At 41.4% G+C, this 17,296-nt stretch carries 18 protein-coding genes; 6 read left to right on the top strand and 12 right to left on the bottom strand.

What is annotated here, in order from left to right; genetic code table 11:
• Nucleotides 1–4 precede the first annotated feature (4 nt).
• Nucleotides 5–586 carry a tRNA-(ms[2]io[6]A)-hydroxylase gene (locus tag ACOOE0_RS12210; RefSeq protein WP_420399187.1) on the top strand — a complete coding sequence of 194 codons (582 nt, stop codon included), beginning with the start codon at nucleotides 5–7 and terminating at the stop codon, nucleotides 584–586.
• Here the strand turns inward: ACOOE0_RS12210 and ACOOE0_RS12205 are convergent.
• From ACOOE0_RS12205 to rpsA, 10 genes are all read right to left on the bottom strand, one after another.
• A complete protein-coding gene (locus tag ACOOE0_RS12205) occupies nucleotides 583–1,470 on the bottom strand; it encodes a Ppx/GppA phosphatase family protein (protein ID WP_420399186.1) in 888 nt (295 codons plus the stop codon). The genes ACOOE0_RS12210 and ACOOE0_RS12205 overlap by 4 nt on opposite strands.
• A 10-nt stretch (nucleotides 1,471–1,480) precedes the next feature.
• Nucleotides 1,481–3,556 (bottom strand): polyphosphate kinase 1, encoded by a 2,076-nt coding sequence (ppk1, locus tag ACOOE0_RS12200; RefSeq protein ID WP_420399185.1) that lies wholly within the window; start codon nucleotides 3,554–3,556, stop codon nucleotides 1,481–1,483.
• Between the two features lie 3 nt (nucleotides 3,557–3,559).
• Nucleotides 3,560–4,045 (bottom strand): SixA phosphatase family protein, encoded by a 486-nt coding sequence (locus ACOOE0_RS12195; RefSeq protein WP_420399184.1) that lies wholly within the window; start codon nucleotides 4,043–4,045, stop codon nucleotides 3,560–3,562.
• A gap of 10 nt (nucleotides 4,046–4,055) precedes the next feature.
• Nucleotides 4,056–4,703: a pyridoxamine 5'-phosphate oxidase gene (pdxH, locus tag ACOOE0_RS12190; RefSeq protein WP_420399183.1), complete on the bottom strand. Its 648-nt coding sequence runs from the start codon at nucleotides 4,701–4,703 to the stop codon at nucleotides 4,056–4,058.
• A gap of 62 nt (nucleotides 4,704–4,765) precedes the next feature.
• Nucleotides 4,766–5,671, bottom strand: a complete 906-nt coding sequence (locus ACOOE0_RS12185; protein WP_420399182.1) for a ribonuclease Z — start codon at nucleotides 5,669–5,671, stop codon at nucleotides 4,766–4,768.
• A 77-nt stretch (nucleotides 5,672–5,748) separates the two neighbouring features.
• Nucleotides 5,749–6,060 carry a four helix bundle protein gene (locus ACOOE0_RS12180; protein ID WP_420402221.1) on the bottom strand — a complete coding sequence of 104 codons (312 nt, stop codon included), beginning with the start codon at nucleotides 6,058–6,060 and terminating at the stop codon, nucleotides 5,749–5,751.
• An 83-nt stretch (nucleotides 6,061–6,143) separates the two neighbouring features.
• Entirely contained in the window at nucleotides 6,144–6,476 is a 333-nt protein-coding gene (locus ACOOE0_RS12175) for a ribonuclease Z (protein ID WP_420399181.1), read from the bottom strand.
• A 4-nt stretch (nucleotides 6,477–6,480) separates the two neighbouring features.
• Complete coding sequence (locus ACOOE0_RS12170; protein ID WP_420399180.1) at nucleotides 6,481–7,404, bottom strand: aspartate carbamoyltransferase catalytic subunit; 924 nt, start codon at nucleotides 7,402–7,404, stop codon at nucleotides 6,481–6,483.
• 6 nt (nucleotides 7,405–7,410) lie between these two features.
• On the bottom strand, nucleotides 7,411–7,950 hold the full coding sequence (gene pyrR / locus ACOOE0_RS12165) for a bifunctional pyr operon transcriptional regulator/uracil phosphoribosyltransferase PyrR (RefSeq protein WP_420399179.1): 540 nt from the start codon (nucleotides 7,948–7,950) through the stop codon (nucleotides 7,411–7,413).
• Between the two features lie 115 nt (nucleotides 7,951–8,065).
• A complete protein-coding gene (gene rpsA / locus ACOOE0_RS12160; RefSeq protein WP_420399178.1) occupies nucleotides 8,066–9,904 on the bottom strand; it encodes a 30S ribosomal protein S1 in 1,839 nt (612 codons plus the stop codon).
• 267 nt (nucleotides 9,905–10,171) lie between these two features.
• Between rpsA and ACOOE0_RS12155 the strand changes: the two genes are divergently transcribed.
• Entirely contained in the window at nucleotides 10,172–10,552 is a 381-nt protein-coding gene (locus ACOOE0_RS12155) for a LysM peptidoglycan-binding domain-containing protein (RefSeq protein WP_420399177.1), read from the top strand.
• A 240-nt stretch (nucleotides 10,553–10,792) separates the two neighbouring features.
• Here the strand turns inward: ACOOE0_RS12155 and cmk are convergent, their stop codons facing one another.
• A complete protein-coding gene (gene cmk, locus ACOOE0_RS12150; RefSeq protein ID WP_420399176.1) occupies nucleotides 10,793–11,485 on the bottom strand; it encodes a (d)CMP kinase in 693 nt (230 codons plus the stop codon).
• A gap of 48 nt (nucleotides 11,486–11,533) precedes the next feature.
• Nucleotides 11,534–13,984 carry an endopeptidase La gene (gene lon / locus ACOOE0_RS12145; RefSeq protein WP_420399175.1) on the bottom strand — a complete coding sequence of 817 codons (2,451 nt, stop codon included), beginning with the start codon at nucleotides 13,982–13,984 and terminating at the stop codon, nucleotides 11,534–11,536.
• 346 nt (nucleotides 13,985–14,330) lie between these two features.
• On the opposite strand from lon, the gene ACOOE0_RS12140 reads away from it, so the two are divergent.
• The 4 genes from ACOOE0_RS12140 to ACOOE0_RS12125 are packed head-to-tail and all read left to right on the top strand — an operon-like array spanning nucleotide 14,331 to nucleotide 17,279.
• On the top strand, nucleotides 14,331–14,888 hold the full coding sequence (locus tag ACOOE0_RS12140; protein WP_420399174.1) for an RNA polymerase sigma factor: 558 nt from the start codon (nucleotides 14,331–14,333) through the stop codon (nucleotides 14,886–14,888).
• A gap of 2 nt (nucleotides 14,889–14,890) precedes the next feature.
• Nucleotides 14,891–15,451 (top strand): hypothetical protein, encoded by a 561-nt coding sequence (locus ACOOE0_RS12135; protein WP_420399173.1) that lies wholly within the window; start codon nucleotides 14,891–14,893, stop codon nucleotides 15,449–15,451.
• The gene (locus tag ACOOE0_RS12130; RefSeq protein WP_420402220.1) at nucleotides 15,432–16,523 is read left to right on the top strand and encodes a hypothetical protein; all 1,092 of its coding nucleotides are present in this window, start codon (nucleotides 15,432–15,434) and stop codon (nucleotides 16,521–16,523) included. Before ACOOE0_RS12135 ends, ACOOE0_RS12130 begins: the two co-directional genes overlap by 20 nt.
• Nucleotides 16,524–16,553: 30 nt before the next feature.
• Nucleotides 16,554–17,279, top strand: coding sequence for a head GIN domain-containing protein (locus tag ACOOE0_RS12125; protein ID WP_420399172.1), 726 nt, complete (start codon nucleotides 16,554–16,556; stop codon nucleotides 17,277–17,279).
• Nucleotides 17,280–17,296: the final 17 nt, after the last annotated feature.

The following is a 17,296-nucleotide window of genomic DNA, read 5'->3' as shown; positions in this document are numbered from 1 at the left end:
AACAATGCTGGGATTAAAACTGCCAACAGACCCAAGATGGGTGAATATTGTGGAGAAGAACATTGAAGAAATTCTTACCGATCATGCGTATTGCGAGCAAAAGGCAGCCAGTATGGCCATCTCCCTGATTATAGGGTTTCCTGAAAAGTCTGATTTGGTCAAGGAAATGACCGCTTTGGCAAGAGAGGAAATGGGGCATTTTAATATGGTCCATGACAAAATATTAAAAAGAGGCTGGGTACTTGGAAGGGAACGCAAGGATGAGTATGTGATTGAACTTATGAAGTTCTTCCCAAAGGGAGGTAGCAGGGAAACCCATCTTATACACAAGTTACTATATGCCGCTATGATCGAAGCCAGAAGTTGTGAGCGGTTTAGATTGCTTTCCGAAGAAATCAATGATGCGGAACTATCTGAGTTCTATAGAAGTCTGATGGCCAGCGAAGCCAATCATTATACCATGTTCTTAAAATTTGCACGTAAATATGGGAATCGTGAGGAAGTGGATGAAAAATGGCAGCAATTATTGGAATATGAGGCCCAACTCATGAAAAATCTGGGGAAAAGGGAAACCATGCACGGTTAATCCTCCTGGTAGTACAATGTCTTGATCATCCCATCTGCCAAACCAATCTTGGGTACATGAATTTTTTTGGCACCGCTCCATTTGGCCGCGGAGAGAAAAATTTTGGCTGCGGGAATGATTACATCTGCCCTATCCTGATTTAATCCCAGCTCAGAAATCCTGTCTTCATAATCCATGCTGTTCAAGAAATGATATTGGGCATTGAGCCAAATATAAGACAAAGGCTGGCCCATTTTCCTTCCGGACATCTTGTGTAATTTGTTGATGTTTCCTCCAGAACCGATAATCTCAACTTTGGTCTCCCCTTTCAAATTTGTTTGAATCCAATCTTGGACAACATCCCACAGTCCGTCATCTACCAAGCCTTTTAGAATTCTAACCGTACCGATCTTAAAGGATTTTGAAACCTTGAGCTCTCCCCTACTAAATATGGTGAACTCTGTACTTCCCCCACCCACATCCACATAGAGATAGGCCCTGTCTTTTTTAATCAGTTCTTTCAAGTCGGTCGAGGCAATGATTGCCGCTTCTTTTTTTCCATCAATAATCTCTATCCCAATCCCAGATTCCTGGAGTACCTTGGCAACCACCTCGTTGCCGTTTCGGGCTTCCCTTAATGCAGAAGTCGCAGTGGCCATATATTTTTCCACGCCATAGATTTCCATCAGCAAATCGAAGGATTTCATGGTTTTGATCAAGCGTTGCAAGCTGTGTTCCGAAATTTCCCCTTTGGTAAAGGAATCTTCCCCCAATCTGACGGGTACACGGATAAGGGCACTTTTTTTAAAAGAGGGAAGTTTATCCTCATGCTCAATAACATTGTGCACCAACAACCTAACGGCATTGGAACCAATATCAATTGCTGCCAACTTGCGAATAATCAATTTGGAAGAATTAGGATTCTAATTTTAGTTTGTAATAATCATACAGGGCAAACTGGGACCTCGTTTCGGTGTCTTCCTCTGTTTTTTCACGATAAGCATTGTCCTGATTGGCGGAAAAAATCCTAGCTTTTTGGTTGTCCTTCCATGAAATATCGAAAGTATCCAATAGTTCCTGTTTGATATCCGGATCATAAATAGGACAGCCCACTTCAACCCTGAAATCTAGATTTCGTGTCATCCAGTCTGCGGAAGAAATATAGATCTTGGGATCACCTTCATTACCAAAAATGAAGAGTCTTGGATGTTCCAAAAACTTGTCCACCACACTAATTGCCTCAATATTTTCACTCATGCCTGCAACCCCGGGAATCAAGCAGCATACACCCCTAATAATAAGCTGCACCTTTACTCCTGCCCTACTTGCCTCGTAGAGTTTGTCCACCATCTTGTAAGAGGTAAGGCTGTTCATCTTAATCCTGATAAAGGCTTCCTTGCCCACCAATGCATTGGCAATCTCATTGTCTATGAGTTTCATAAAGGTGGACTTGGTATAATGCGGAGAAACTACCAGATGTTTGTATTTATGGATCTTGTAGTTGGTTTCAAAAAAGTCAAATACCCTGGCCATTTCCTTGAGGATTCCCTCATGGGAGGTAAATAAGGTATAATCCGTATAGATTTTGGCTGTGGATTCATTGAAATTGCCGGTGCTTACGAATCCATATCTTTTGATGCCTTCGGATTCTTCCCGCTCCACCAAACAAATCTTGCTATGCACTTTTAGCCCAGGAACACCAAATATCAGTCGGATGCCCTCAGCTTGGAGCTGGTTGGCATATTTGATATTAGCTTGTTCATCAAATCTGGCCTGTAGTTCAATCTGCACTGTGACCTGCTTTCCATTTTTGACCGCATTGACCAGTGCCGATGCTATTTGGCTATCATTGGCGAGTCTGTAAATAGTGATTTTGATAGCCCTAACCTTGGGGTCCAACGCTGCCTCCCTTAAAAATTTGGTGACATAGGAAAAGGTATGATAAGGCGTATAGATCATGTAGTCCTTTTGGGCAATCAACTCCAGTAAACTACCGTTCATACTAAATCCCTTTACAGGCAGGGGCTCAATTTTTTCGTACATGAGATCATGGCGTCCCAAACTGGGGAATCCCATATAGTCACGACGGTTGTGATAACGTCCACCAGGGATAACACTGTCAGTGTCCACAATGTTCATCTTCTCTTTCAGGAACTGGAGTGTGTCCTTGTCTATACTTTTGTCATAAACAAAACGTACGGGATCACTGATCTTTCTATGCTCCACACTGGAAGAGATCTTTTGGATAAAACTCTTGGTCAAATCATTGTCAATATCCAGCTCCGCATCTCGAGTAATCTTAATCATATGAGCAGAAATGGACTCAAATTCGAACATGGTAAACACGCTGTCCAAACAAAAGCGAATGAGGTCATCCAGAACAATAATATAGTTTTTATCCCCTTCCTTTGGCAGCACAATAAAGCGGTCTATCCCTTTCGGGATCTCAATCAATGCATATCTATTGTTATTGGGGGTGCCATTTTCATTTTTCATGACCATTTTCACCGCCAAATAAGCAGCCGTATCCTTTAATAAGGGGAATTCAGTCAGGTCATTAAGGATAATGGTCATCAACTCCTGGTTCACCTTCTTGAAAAAGTATTCCCGAATGAACTCAGCCTGGTTTTCATTGATCTCATCCTCGTTGATGATAAAAATGTTCTCCTCCTTAAGCTCTTCCTCTATGCTTTCTAGAATTTCTTGGCTACGTGCTTGTTGTTCAATAACGATCTTGGTGATTTCCTCCAACAAATCCTTGGCCTTTTCACCCCCTAAAACACTCTTTCCTTTTTTTCCAGCATCCACGATGCGTTTAACGGTTGCATACCGTACTTTGAAAAACTCATCCAGATTATTGCTGAATATTCCCAAGAACCTTAACCGGTCTATCAGCGGAACTTTTTTATCCACACTTTCCTGAAGTACCCTTGCATTAAAATGCAACCAACTGATTTCCCTGTTTACGTATTCGTTCTTTACTTTAATCATGAATTATTTAAGGTGTTTTGGAAAAATTACCGTTTCTGAAGTTCCTTTTGCCACTTTATCCCAACGATCCACGTTGAATTTGATGCGAACCAGTCCCGACGTGGGAACGTTATCAATATACTGATCTCCCCAAGTATTTGCAAGCGTTGTGAAGGCATAATTATGTCCAAATATCATAACGGTTTGGTGACTGTTATCCAGGCTGTGAACAAAGTTTGCAACGCTATTACCAGAAAAGTCATAAAGTGCTTCCTTGACCTGAAAATTGTCCAGATCAAAACCGATATTCCTAAGAACGATCATACTGGTGTGGAGTGCCCTGTTGGCAGGACTTGAAAAAGCAAAATCAATCGGCAGCTTATTTTCAGCAAATTTTTTGGACACCAAGCCGGCATCCCTTATCCCCCGTTCTTTTAGTGGTCTGTCTTTGTCCGAAACATCGTATTCCCAGGACGATTTCCCATGTCTGACCAGAATTATTTGTTTCATTGTAATCGCTTTATGGTGCCAATCGTTCTATCTTCCAATTCAAATCCTCCTGAAGTTCATATCTAATTCTGTCATGAAGCCTGTTGGGTCTTCCCTGCCAAAATTCAATGGATACCGGCCGAACCAAATAACCGCCCCAATGCTTGGGTCTTTCAATTTCTTTTCCCTCCAGTTCTTTCTCAAGTTCTGCAAGCTTCTTTTCCAATACCTCGCGTGAACCAATAACTTCACTCTGATCCGACACAACAGCACCCAGCTGACTGCCCACAGGTCTTGATTCGAAATAGCCATCGGACAGGTTCTCAGCAATTTTTTCAGCCTTTCCCTTTATGATTACCTGGCGCTCCAAATTGGGCCAAAAAAAGGAAAGACACACCGCAGGATTTGCCAAAATGGCCCGACCCTTTTCGCTATTGTAATTGGTATAAAAAATAAACCCCTCGTGTGTGTACTTTTTCATGAGCACCACACGGTTTTTCGGATAGCCATCCAAACCCATGGTGGAAATGGTCATGGCGTTGGGTTCATCAGGTCCACCAGTAGCCTCAACCTCATAAAACCACTTTTGAAACTGCTCCAGCGGATTTTCCTTGATGGAACCTTCCACCAAGCTACTTTTTTCGTATGATTTTCGATAACTGCTTAAGTCTTCTTGCATATTCCCAAATAGGTTCTACACAAATTTCAACAAAAGAAGGCAGAATAGAAAGGTAGAAAGGGCTAGATATCAAAAGATTTTCCGTCATCGGCCAAGGCCACCCTGGGAAACACTTCCAAGGCTTCCTCTTTGAATAGGTCGATGGATTTATACCTCGTGGAATAATGTCCCAAAATCAAGCTCCCCACATTTGCCTTTTGCGCAATCTGGGCAGCTTGTTTGGCCGTTGCATGCTTTGTTTTTTGACACAATCGGGACTCAGCCTCCAAAAAAGTGGATTCGTGGTACAGCACATCCACATTTTCAATTAAGGGTAAGATGGTTTCGTTATATGCCGTATCACTGCAAAAGGCATAACTTCTGGGATTTGGCGGGTCCAAAGTTAGTTTTTGATTGGCAACTTCAACTCCGTTGGCTGTTTTCCCATTGGCCCCATTTTTTATGTTGTTGAATTGGCTGCGGTCAATTTCATGTTCAGCAACCGCATTTACATCCAGCTTTCTTGGTGCTGGCTTTTCTTTAAAAAGGAAGCCATTGGTGTACACTCTATGATCAAGGGGGATGGTCTGCACGCTTACAGCATCATCTTCAAACAACAATTCCGTTTCCCTGGATTCAAGTTCGTGAAAAATCAATGGATAGTTGGTCCAAGAATCTCCCAATTTTAAGAAAAGGGTTACCGCTTCCTTTATCCCCTTTGGACCATAGATATGTAGTTCAGATTCCCTTCCCAATAGTCTAAACGTAGAGATAAGTCCTGGAAGGCCAAAAAAATGATCGCCATGCAAATGGGAAATAAAAATATGTTTGATTCGGGAAAACTTAACCTTGTATTTTCTTAACTGTACTTGGGTACCTTCTCCACAGTCAATCAAAAAAATATGATTTCTAACCTCCAGGACTTGGGAGGTGGGATTGGTAAACGTTCGCGGGGTGGCTGAATAGCAGCCAAGAATAGTGAGTTTCATTTAGTTGAAAATGGAAAGTGGAAAACTAACAATGGAAAGTGGGTAATTAAAAATGGAAAATTGATATTCTCTAAACATCAGGAGTTCAATTTGGAGGTTTTTACAATAGCTGCCAATAATTTTATGAGCTGCGTTAGTTCGTCGTTTAACTTCTCAAATTCCTTTTTTTCCATATAATCGGAATTCATTAACAAATCCAACCAATATCTTGTTTCATTAGCTTCTTTTAAGGAAATCGTCATTTTGTGAATAAAGTCTTTTTTACTTTCTGCATGTTCAGCTTCCCTCACTAAAGCCCCGATAGAGGTTCCCGATCTAAGAATTTGTTTTGACAAGACAAATTCCTTTTTTTCATTTACAAGTTTTTTAGCTAAACCTATTACTCCCAAAGCAAATCGAAAACTCTTCTCCTCAATAACATTCTTCCTCCTCGATTCCAATCACTTCCAATTTTTCATTTTTAATTTTCCATTCAAATCCCGAGGTCACGCTCAATTTCTTCCATTTCTATGAGGTCTTTCGCCTCTTGAATGGTTGGCACCACATTTATTTCATCAGGAATTTCATCGTAGGAAACCTTACTGGTCACTAGAATGAATGATTTGTTGGTGCTTCTATGTGTCGTTGAGATATCCAAAAATTCCAGTACATCACCAGCTGATAATTTACTGAATGAGAACAAGTTCACAATAATGTTATCGTGCTTGATTTTGGGATACCCTTTTCTCAAGTTATCCAGGAAGGTTTTAAGGGAGGTTTTTTCCTGGAAAACAATGGTTGTTGTTCCCTCCTTATCAAAAATCATGAATTTATTTTTTAGCCGCCAGCAAGTAAATTACCGCCATGCGGATAGCTACTCCATTTTCAACTTGCTCTAAGATAATGGATTGATTTGAATCTGCCACATCACTGGTGATTTCTACCCCGCGATTGATAGGGCCAGGGTGCATGATCACAATCTGTTTGTCCAAGCTATTAAGCAATGCTTTGTTCACCCCAAATTGTTGGGTATATTCCCTAGTGGATGGGAAATAACTAATGTCCATTCGCTCATTTTGAACGCGAAGCATATTGGCAACATCGCACCATTCCAGCGCTTTTCTAAGGTTGGTCTCTACCTTCACCCCCAAAGATTCAATATGCTTTGGAATCAGTGTCTTTGGGCCACATACCTTTACATTGGCTCCTTGTAACTTTAGTGCAAAAATGTTGGAGAGTGCCACTCGGGAGTGCAAGATATCCCCGACAATCACTACATTTTTTCCTCCCACATCTCCCAATTTCTCTCGAATGGAATAGGAATCCAGCAAAGCTTGCGTAGGATGTTCATGGGCACCATCCCCAGCATTAATGATGGATGCATCCACATGCTTTGATAAAAAGATTCCCGCTCCCGGATTTGGATGGCGCATGACCACCATATCCACTTTCATGGAGAGAATATTATTTACAGTATCAATTAAGGTCTCCCCCTTTTTTACGGAAGACTGGGAAGCTGAGAAGTTGATTACGTCTGCGGACAGCCGTTTTTCGGCCAATTCAAAAGAAAGCTTGGTGCGGGTGCTGTTTTCAAAGAAAATGTTGGCAATGGTAGTATCCCTAAGCGTGGGTACCTTTCTAATGGAACGATTTATAACTTCCTTAAAATGGTCGGCGGTTTCAAAAATGAGCTCTATATCCTTCTTGTTCAGATACTTAATCCCTAATAAGTGGTCTACACTTAGTTCGCTCATTTCCAATTATTTATTTACTAAATACACAACATCCTTCCCATCGTTCTCCTCCCACATTACCTTGACCTTTTCCTCATTGATGGCATCTACCTGTCGACCTCTATAATTGGGTTGGATGGGCAAGTGCCTACTAAATCTTCTGTCAATAAGGGTCAAAAGTTCAATATCTGAAGGTCTCCCAAAAGATTGGATTGCGGTTAGGGCTGCTCTGATACTTCTTCCGGTATAGAGTACATCATCAATAAAAACCACATTTTTGTCTTCTACCAAAAAATCAATCTTGGTAGTGTTGGCTTTCAACGTCTTATCGCCACGCCCAAAATCGTCCCTATAAAAAGTGATGTCCAAAAACCCCAGTTCAATGTCCTTCACCTTGTACTCTTCCCTTAAGATCTTGGTCAATCGCTCTGCTAAAAAGACGCCTCTGGGTTGTATACCAATCAAGGCCGTGTTTGAAAAATCGAGATGGTTTTCTAAAAGTTGACAGGCCAAACGGTGCAGTATGATGTTTATCTCTTTGGAGGTAAGAAGTACTTTTTGACTCATTTGCTAGGCTACCAACTGGGTTGCATGCAAAAGTAAACATTTCTGTCAAAGATAGCGGTACAAAAAAAGCCCCAACTGTTACCAGCGGGGCTTTTGTTTTGGTAATAAAACCGGATTACTTTTTCTTGGAATCCGCTTCCATTTTATCCTTCAAAGCCTGTAATTGTGCATTGGCATCACCAAAAGTAGTTTTGGTCTCCTCTGCAGATGCTGCAGCCTTTCTTCTGGCAGCACTGATATTGCGTTCTTCTTGCTCTCTAAAGATGGCTGTATGACTTGCCACAACTCTCTTGAAGTCCTTGTTGAATTCAATGATCTTGAAATCAACCTCTTCTCCCTTACCAAGTTTTTTACCATCTTCTTTCTCCATGTGTCTTGAAGGAACAAATCCTACAATATCCTCATTGAAATTGATGGTAGCACCTTTATCAACAACCTCTGCGATAGCTGCCTTGTGAACGGTTCCTTCAGCAAACTCATCAGCATATTTGTCCCATGGATTTTCGGTAGTCTGCTTGTGACCCAAGCTCAACTTACGTCCTTCCACGTCCAATTCCAATACTTCCACTTCCAAAGTGTCACCAACGGTAACAAACTCAGATGGGTGCTTGATTTTCTTGGTCCAAGATAGATCGGAGATATAGATCAATCCATCAATACCCTCTTCCATTTCTACAAAGACACCAAAATTGGTAAAGTTTCTAACAATTCCTTTGTGTCTTGACCCCACAGGGTATTTGGAAGTGATATCGGTCCATGGGTCTGGCGTCAATTGCTTGATACCCAAGGACATTTTTCTGTCTTCACGATCCAAGGTCAATACAACCGCTTCAACCTCGTCCCCTACTTTTACGAAATCCTGTGCAGATCTCAAGTGGGTAGACCAAGACATTTCTGAAACGTGGATCAATCCTTCAACACCTTCAGCAACTTCAATAAAGGCACCGTAGTCTGCAATAACAACAACCTTACCTTTTACTTTGTCTCCAATTTTGATCTCATCGCCCAAGGCATCCCATGGGTGTTTCTCCAATTGCTTAAGACCTAGCTGGATTCTGGATTTGTTGTCATCAAAATCAAGGATTACAACATTCAACTTCTGATCCAACTCAACAACCTCGTTCGGGTGGTTGATACGGCTCCAGGAAAGATCGGTAATGTGGATCAATCCGTCTACACCACCAAGGTCGATGAATACCCCGTAAGATGTAACGTTTTTGACCACACCTTCCAATACTTGACCTTTTTCAAGCTGACCGATAATTTCCTTCTTCTGCTCTTCAATATCAGCCTCGATAAGTGCTTTATGGGAAACCACAACGTTCTTGAACTCGTGGTTGATCTTCACCACCTTGAATTCCATGGTCTTTCCTACATACTGATCGTAATCGCGGATCGGCTTCACATCAATTTGAGATCCAGGCAAGAACGCCTCAATTCCAAATACGTCCACGATCATACCACCTTTGGTTCTGCATTTTACAAAACCGGTAACGATCTCCTCTTTGTCATGGGCCGCATTTACGCGATCCCATGCCATGATGGTTCTGGCTTTTCTGTGGGACAATACCAATTGACCGGTTTTGTCTTCACGTATATCAATAAGAACCTCAACTTTGTCCCCTACCTTAAGATCTGGGTTGTAACGAAATTCATTGAGGGAGATAACTCCTTCGGATTTTGCGTTGATGTCGATGATAGCCTCACGGTCCGTCATGTGCACCACTTTTCCTTCAACTACCTCCTCATCGGCGGTATCCACAAAATTCTCCTCTACGAGCTTTTCAAACTCGCTCAATTTACTGTCTTCGACCTTTTCAATACCCTCTTCGTACTTGTCCCAGTCGAAGTTTTCCAAAAATTCCTGGGGATCTTGTTGGGTTTGTACTTCTTCCTTAACTTCTACAGCTGCGGCAGTTTCCTCTACCTCAACTTTTGCTTTTTCTTCAGCCATGTGCTGACTTAAATTTGTATTCCACAGTTTTCAAGAGCATGGCGATGCTGTGGAAGCGATTAATATTATTAATTTTTTTACTGTTCCCTTTTTTTCTCTTGCCAATCGCCAAAAAAGGAGTGCAAAAATACAATTAATTCCTTGTTTTACAAACCCTTATTGACACTATTTCAAATCCATGGATTATTAATGATAAATTAAGCCAAAATGTGACTTTTATTGATATCTTGTTTCTTAATATTAACCATTAAAACATTAAAGAACATTATGAGTGTAAAAGCGAAATATCAAGCAGTTTTGGATTTGGGCCAAGAATTGGCAATAAAAGGCGGTGACGTATCAGAAGAAGGTGGAGTTTTGAAAATCAAAGGTGAGGCCGCTACCCCTTATGAAAAGAACATTCTTTGGGATAAAATCAAGGAAATAGGAGGTCAAAGTCCTTCAGATATTAAAGCCAACATTACTGTGGGAGATGATTCTGTATATCACAGACATACGGTAAAAAGTGGGGAATCCCTTAGTTTAATTGCCAAACACTACTATGGTGACGCCATGAAGTACAAACAAATTTTTGAGGCCAATACCAATATCTTGAAGAATCCAGATTTAATTCATCCTGATCAAGAATTGGTAATTCCGAATCTGTAATAAACAGTTTTCGGCACAATGCAAAGCGGTCAAGTAGTGTTCTTGGCCGTTTTTTTGTGTCCAATGGTTTGACACAAATTACACTAATTTTCACTAATAGCAAACTACGATTTCCAAGGTCTCCTGGCGAGATGTCTGTAGATCCATAAACCACATCCGCCCATCCAAAGAGCATATCCATCTCAGTCTAATCTTTAAGATAAACTGAAGAAATTTGGCGCTTTTGTCAAAGCGCCTTTTTTATGTTTGATTTTCTATGACTTGTTGGGCACTCGCATAAACCCGCTCAAACTGTTCCTCCAAGCCCATATCACTGTTATCAAATTCAATGGCATCATCAGCCTTCCGTAGCGGGGAGACCTCACGGGTAGAATCTATAAAATCCCTTTTCTGAACGTTTTCCAGTACCTCTTCATAGGAGACTATTTCCCCGCGATCTAAAAGTTCCTTGTAACGCCGCGTGGCCCTGGCTTTTGGGGAGGCAGTCATGTAGATTTTCAGTTCCGCATCTGGAAATACAACCGTTCCAATGTCCCTGCCATCCATAACCAAGCCTTTTTCCTTGCCCATTTGTTGTTGCATCTCCACCAGTTTATGCCGTACTTCGGGAATGGTAGCTACCTTACTCACATGCCGCGAAACCTCCATTGCCCTAATCTCTTTTTCCACATTGTTTCCGTTCAGAAACATTTCTGACATTCCCAATTTTGGATTGGGCACAAACTTTAAATCAATGTTGGGTAAATCGGCAATCAAGGACGGAAGGTCTTCTTCACTGCCCACGTAGCTCTTGTTCAATGCATGTAGCGTAACCGCCCTATACATGGCACCGGTATCCACGTAAATGTAGTTGAGGGCATTGGCCAATTTTTTTGCGATGGTACTCTTTCCGGTAGAAGAATAGCCATCTATGGCTATGGTAATTTTTCCCATATCCCAAAAATAGATAGAATTGGAGGAAGTTCCTGTCGTTAAACTGAATTAAAGTGTTTTTGCGTTTTTTACTTTTCGGTTGGTGACGGCAATTTCAATTACTTCACTCATATCCGAAACATAGTGGAATGTTAGCCCTTTAAGGTAATCTTGTTTAATTTCCTCGATGTCCTTCCTATTGTCCTCACAAAGAATAATTTCTTTGATTCTGGCTCTTTTTGCAGCTAGGATTTTTTCTTTGATTCCTCCTACGGGGAGTACTTTGCCCCTCAAGGTTATCTCACCTGTCATGGCCAAACTTTTCTTCACTTTTCGTTGGGTGAATAAGGAAACCAAGGAAGTCAACATGGTAATTCCCGCACTGGGCCCATCTTTTGGCGTAGCACCCTCAGGCACGTGGATGTGTACGTTGTACTTATCAAATACATCAGGGTTAATTCCAAACAAATCAGAATTGGATTTGATGTACTCCATGGCAATCGTCGCGGATTCCCTCATTACTTTGCCCAAGTTTCCGGTAATGTTCAATGTTCCCTTTCCTTTGGAAAGAATGGACTCGATAAACAGAATATCGCCACCAACACTGGTCCAGGCCAATCCGGTCACCACACCCGCAACATCGTTGTTTTCATATTTATCCCGTTCCAAACGCGCAGGACCCAATACTTTTTCCACATCCTCATGGGTTATCTTGATATTGTATTCCTCTTCAATCGCGATGGATTTGGCTGCATAGCGCACCATTTTAGCCAATTGCTTCTCCAGGTTTCTAACTCCGGATTCCCTGGTGTAACCTTCAACAATTTTTTCCAATTGGGGTTTCCCAATTTTTAAATCTTTGGTAGAAAGCCCGTGTTCCTTTAGTTGCTTGGGAAGCAAATGTTTTTTGGCAATCTCCACCTTCTCCTCAATGGTATATCCGGTAACGTTGATAATTTCCATTCTATCGCGTAGCGCAGGCTGAATGGTTCCCAGATTATTGGCGGTTGCAATGAACATCACTTTGGATAAATCATAGCCCATCTCCAAGAAATTATCGTAGAATTCACTGTTCTGTTCAGGATCCAAAACCTCCAGCATAGCAGATGAAGGGTCTCCCTGGTGGCTGTTGGATAGCTTGTCTATCTCATCCAGGATAAACACCGGATTGGAAGTGCCTGCCTTTTTCAAACTTTGCACAATTCGTCCAGGCATAGCTCCTATATAAGTTTTACGGTGTCCTCGGATTTCGGCCTCATCCCTGAGTCCACCCAAAGACATACGCACATATTCCCTACCCAAGGCTTCTGCCACGGACTTCCCTAAGGATGTTTTACCCACACCAGGAGGGCCGTATAGGCACAGAATGGGCGACTTCATATCGTTGCGCAGCTTTAATACAGCCAAATACTCTATGATTCTTCGCTTAACGTCCTCCAGACCATAATGATCTCTATCCAGAATTTGTTGAGCTCTTTTTAAATCAAACTTATCTTTTGAAAACTCGTTCCAAGGAAGATCCAAAAACAGGTCCAGGTAGTTCCTTTGAATGGAATATTCAGCTACCTGGGGATTCATGCGTTGCATTTTGGACAATTCTTTTTCAAAATGCTCTTTTACTTTCTTGTCCCACTTTTTCTTTTTGGCCTTGACGCGCATCTCATCAACTTCCTCCTCATAGGAAATGCCCCCCAACTCTTCCTGAATGGTTTTCATCTGTTGGTGAAGGAAATATTCGCGCTGCTGCTGATCCATATCGTTGCGCACCTTAGACTGGATATCATTCTTTAACTCCAGTTTTTGAAGTTCCATGTTCATGTACTTCAATGTGGTCAAAGCCCGATCTTGCAGATTGGGGATTTCCAACAAGTTTTGTTTCTCAGCAACCGTCAAATTAAGGTTGGAAGAGACAAAATTGATCAGAAAGGAATTGCTCTGAATGTTCTTGATCGCGAAAGTAGCTTCGCTGGGTATGTTGGGGTTGTCCTTTATAATTTTAAAGGCCAGCTCTTTTATGGAATCAATGATAGCCCCAAATTCCTCGCTGGATTCATCAGGACGTTCTTCCAAAGCTTCTTTCACCGTTGCGGTAAAATAGGGTTTCTCCGTGATTACTTCGGCAATTTCGAACCGCTTCTTTCCTTGAATGATTACGGTGGTATTTCCATCGGGCATTTGCAACACCCTTAAAATTCGGGCAACCGTACCCAAAGTATTTATGTCCTTAACTCCTGGATTTTCGGTTTCCTCATCTTTTTGGGATACAACCCCGATGGTCTTGGAGCCGTTATTGGCATCCTTTATCAAATTAATGGACTTGTCCCTACCCGCCGTAATGGGTATAACAACTCCAGGAAAAAGAACGGTATTGCGTAAAGGAAGCACTGGAAGGGTTTCAGGCAGCATCTCCCGGTTCATCTCCTCCTCATCTTCGGGGGTTAACAGGGGTATTAATTCGGCATCTTCGTCTATTCCCTGCATGGATATATTGTCAAAACTTGAAATTTTTATCTCTCCCATATCTAATTTTCGGTCATTTTGTCACCAATGACATGAATCTTCTGTCCATTTTATGTCTTCCAACCTACCAATCCTTCCAAAAGTCAGTGATATCAAGGTGTTTAAATCCATATTCTATCCTATAAAGGCAATTCCTGTGCCAAGGTGGTTATAGGTTTTTGGTTCATGGTTTTGGTGAAATGAGATTATACTGATTACTCATTGGCCATTAGTAATTAGTGATTAGTCATTAGTCATTCCCCTAAACTCTTCATTTGCCAGCGATTCCACATTTATTACAAACAATTTCGTCCAAAACTGTAACAATCAATAAATTCATCCCTCTATAAGACAAACCATTCATTTTTTGAGCCACCAAAATGAACATATAGATGCACTGCTTCAATCGTGCTTAAAAGGCAAATCTAGTGCACAGATGGAGGTTTACAACCGCTATTACAAGGCCATGTACAACACAGCCTTTAGGATTGTAAAAGACTCCGCCGAAGCCGAGGATGTGATGCAGGAATCGTTTTTGAATGCGTTTACGAAACTGAACACTTTTAAAGGAGACGTCACTTTTGGAGCTTGGTTGAAACGTATTGTGATAAACAATAGCATCTATCATTACAAAAAACAGCAAAAAACAAGAGCTGTTGATTTGGATGATGTAATGTACAAGGTCGAAGATAATGACGGAGTTGATCTTGATCACAATGGTTATACAGAACTGAAGGCTCAAAAAGTGATGGAGACCATGAAAAGTTTGAAAGACAATTACAGAGTTTCTTTGACCTTACATTTAATTGAAGGGTACGATTATGAAGAAATCAGTGACATCATGAACATTAGCTATGCTAATTGCAGAACCACAATTTCCAGGGCAAAAGAAAGCCTAAGAAAAAAATTGACTATAAACGTTTGATTATGGAAAAGGATAATCTAGAAGAGTTGTTCGGAAGACTTCAAGGAAAATTGGACCTTGAGGAACCCCAAATGGGCCACCAAGATCGGTTTTTTGAGAAATTGAATCAATCCAAAGGTGTAACCCAATTGAATTCCAAGAAGTCCAATTGGTGGAAACCGCTTTCCATTGCGGCCTCCATAGCATTTCTCTGCTTACTGGGTATTCAAGTAATCAATACCAAGCCCAGTATTAAAGAACAGGTAGTAGAAATTGCCCCAGAGGTATCCCAGACCGAATTTTACTTTGTAAATGTCATCGAAGAACAAATACAGCAGTTGAAGAATGAAAAATCTCCAGAGACTGCAAAACTTGTAGACGATACCCTAATACAGTTGGAAAAGCTGGAAAAGAATTACGAAACCCTTGAACAAGAGTTGGTAAACGGAGGCAACAGTAAAATTATTCTGAATGCCATGATAACCAACTTCCAAACGCGGATAGATCTGTTGAAAGAAGTACTGTCCAATATTGAAAACATAAAGAATATAAAATCCCATTATGATGAAAACATTACGATATAAATATGTCTTTTTGACATTGGCGCTACTTCCGCTAATGCTGGTAGCCAATAATGGTAAACTAAAAGGTAGATACACCAAGGAAAAAACCATTAAAAAGGAGTTCAATGTCAATTCCGATGCCCTTTTCAAAGTGCGCAACAGCTATGGGAATCTGAACATTACTTCCTGGAACGAAGACAGGGTTGTGGTGGAAGTGCATATCAAGACCAACGGCAACAACGAGGAAAAGGTCCAGGACAGATTGGATGAAATTGATGTGGATTTTGAAAACAGTAATAGCCTTGTATCGGCCAGGACCATGTTTGGTGACCGCGGTAAAAGTTGGGGCTGGAAATGGGGCAGACGAAACAACGTGAGCGTCCAGGTGAACTATACGGTAAAAATTCCCATAAAAAATAGTGTGAGCCTCAGCAACGATTACGGAAACATTTATTTGGATCGGGTTGACGGACATGCCAAAATAAGCTGTGATTACGGCAAAATTGACATTGGGGAATTACGTGGGAGAAACAACGAACTTAGATTCGATTATACTTCACGATCCAACTTTGAATATATCAATAGCGCAGAGATCATAGCGGATTACTCTGGATTTACCGTAGAAAAAGCAGGTAACCTAATTATTAAGGCCGACTATACCAACAGTGTGGTACGAGAAATGGAAAACCTTGAATATGCCAGTGATTATGGTTCCTTGGAGGTGAACGAAGTGAACAATGTATCAGGAAATGGGGATTATGTCGGGGTAAAATTGGGTACTGTTCATGGCGATGTAAGCATTACTTCAGACTACGGTTCCCTAAAAATTGACCAAATGGCACCTGATGCAGGAGATATCAACATTAAAACAGATTACACGGGAATGAAGATTGGCTACCATCCCGACTATCACTTTGATTTTGAGATCTCAGCTGAATATGCAGGAGTTAGTGGTAAGGAGCCTTTCGAAATAAATATTAGCAAGGAGAAATCCAGTGAAAAATACTATAAGGGCTATTATGGTTCCGAAAACTCTGGAAACACCGTACTTATCACAACCGATTACGGGGGTATTACTTTTTATCAAAACTGAAAATCAAAAAACAAAAATCAAAACACAATCATGAAAAAACTAATCACATTAACACTTGCACTATCCATGGTGGCGGTGACCAATGCCCAATGGGGTAAGCGAGTAAGAGGAAACGGCAATGTAGTTACCATAGACCGTTCTGTAGGCGAATATGATGCCGTTGCTTTGGCAGGCTGGTTCGATTTGGAGTTGGTTGCCGGACAAGAGGGAGAAATTACCTTAAAAGGGGAATCCAATCTTTTGGAATACATTAAGACTGAGGTCAAAAATGGCAAATTGATCGTAAAACAAGAACGTGGGGTCAATCTTAGACCATCCAATTGGAATTCGGGCATTACCGTAACGGTTCCTATTGAGGACATAAACTCGGTTTCTTTATCAGGTTCTGGAGATGTGGTAAGTCGTACCACTATCAAGGCTGATGACTTTCATGCGGGCATGTCAGGTTCCGGGGATGTTTCCCTTACCATCGAGGCAGAAAGTGTAAACGCATCCTTGTCAGGTTCAGGAGATATCAATTTAGAAGGAAAAACTACCGACCTAAGCGTTCAGGTTTCGGGTTCTGGAGATGTAAGGGCGTATGAATTGGAAGCTGAATTTGTGACGGCCCAGGTTTCAGGTTCTGCTGACATTAAGGTTACGGCCAACCAATCCTTGGATGCTCGCGTATCTGGATCAGGGGACATCAGTTACCGAGGAAATCCTAAAAAAATCAATAGCAAATCATCAGGCTCAGGAGATATTTCCAAAGGATAAATGGGTGTCACTTCGAG

It is taken from the genome of Flagellimonas sp. (assembly GCF_965215805.1).
In the GTDB taxonomy this organism is placed as follows: domain Bacteria; phylum Bacteroidota; class Bacteroidia; order Flavobacteriales; family Flavobacteriaceae; genus Flagellimonas.
Note: the sequence above shows the minus strand (reverse complement) of the source record. Positions and strands in the feature narration are given on the sequence as shown.

Bases quoted from the DNA above. Each gene is read 5' to 3' on its own strand.
- ACOOE0_RS12210 (WP_420399187.1), top strand. From the start codon at position 5: ATGCTGGGATTAAAACTGCCAACAGACCCAAGATGGGTGAATATTGTG.
- ppk1 (WP_420399185.1), bottom strand. From the start codon at position 3,556: ATGATTAAAGTAAAGAACGAATACGTAAACAGGGAAATCAGTTGGTTG.
- ACOOE0_RS12195 (WP_420399184.1), bottom strand. From the start codon at position 4,045: ATGAAACAAATAATTCTGGTCAGACATGGGAAATCGTCCTGGGAATAC.
- pdxH (WP_420399183.1), bottom strand. From the start codon at position 4,703: ATGCAAGAAGACTTAAGCAGTTATCGAAAATCATACGAAAAAAGTAGC.
- ACOOE0_RS12185 (WP_420399182.1), bottom strand. From the start codon at position 5,671: ATGAAACTCACTATTCTTGGCTGCTATTCAGCCACCCCGCGAACGTTT.
- ACOOE0_RS12175 (WP_420399181.1), bottom strand. From the start codon at position 6,476: ATGATTTTTGATAAGGAGGGAACAACAACCATTGTTTTCCAGGAAAAA.
- ACOOE0_RS12170 (WP_420399180.1), bottom strand. From the start codon at position 7,404: ATGAGCGAACTAAGTGTAGACCACTTATTAGGGATTAAGTATCTGAAC.
- pyrR (WP_420399179.1), bottom strand. From the start codon at position 7,950: ATGAGTCAAAAAGTACTTCTTACCTCCAAAGAGATAAACATCATACTG.
- rpsA (WP_420399178.1), bottom strand. From the start codon at position 9,904: ATGGCTGAAGAAAAAGCAAAAGTTGAGGTAGAGGAAACTGCCGCAGCT.
- ACOOE0_RS12155 (WP_420399177.1), top strand. From the start codon at position 10,172: ATGAGTGTAAAAGCGAAATATCAAGCAGTTTTGGATTTGGGCCAAGAA.
- cmk (WP_420399176.1), bottom strand. From the start codon at position 11,485: ATGGGAAAAATTACCATAGCCATAGATGGCTATTCTTCTACCGGAAAG.
- lon (WP_420399175.1), bottom strand. From the start codon at position 13,984: ATGGGAGAGATAAAAATTTCAAGTTTTGACAATATATCCATGCAGGGA.
- ACOOE0_RS12135 (WP_420399173.1), top strand. From the start codon at position 14,891: ATGGAAAAGGATAATCTAGAAGAGTTGTTCGGAAGACTTCAAGGAAAA.
- ACOOE0_RS12130 (WP_420402220.1), top strand. From the start codon at position 15,432: ATGAAAACATTACGATATAAATATGTCTTTTTGACATTGGCGCTACTT.
- ACOOE0_RS12125 (WP_420399172.1), top strand. From the start codon at position 16,554: ATGAAAAAACTAATCACATTAACACTTGCACTATCCATGGTGGCGGTG.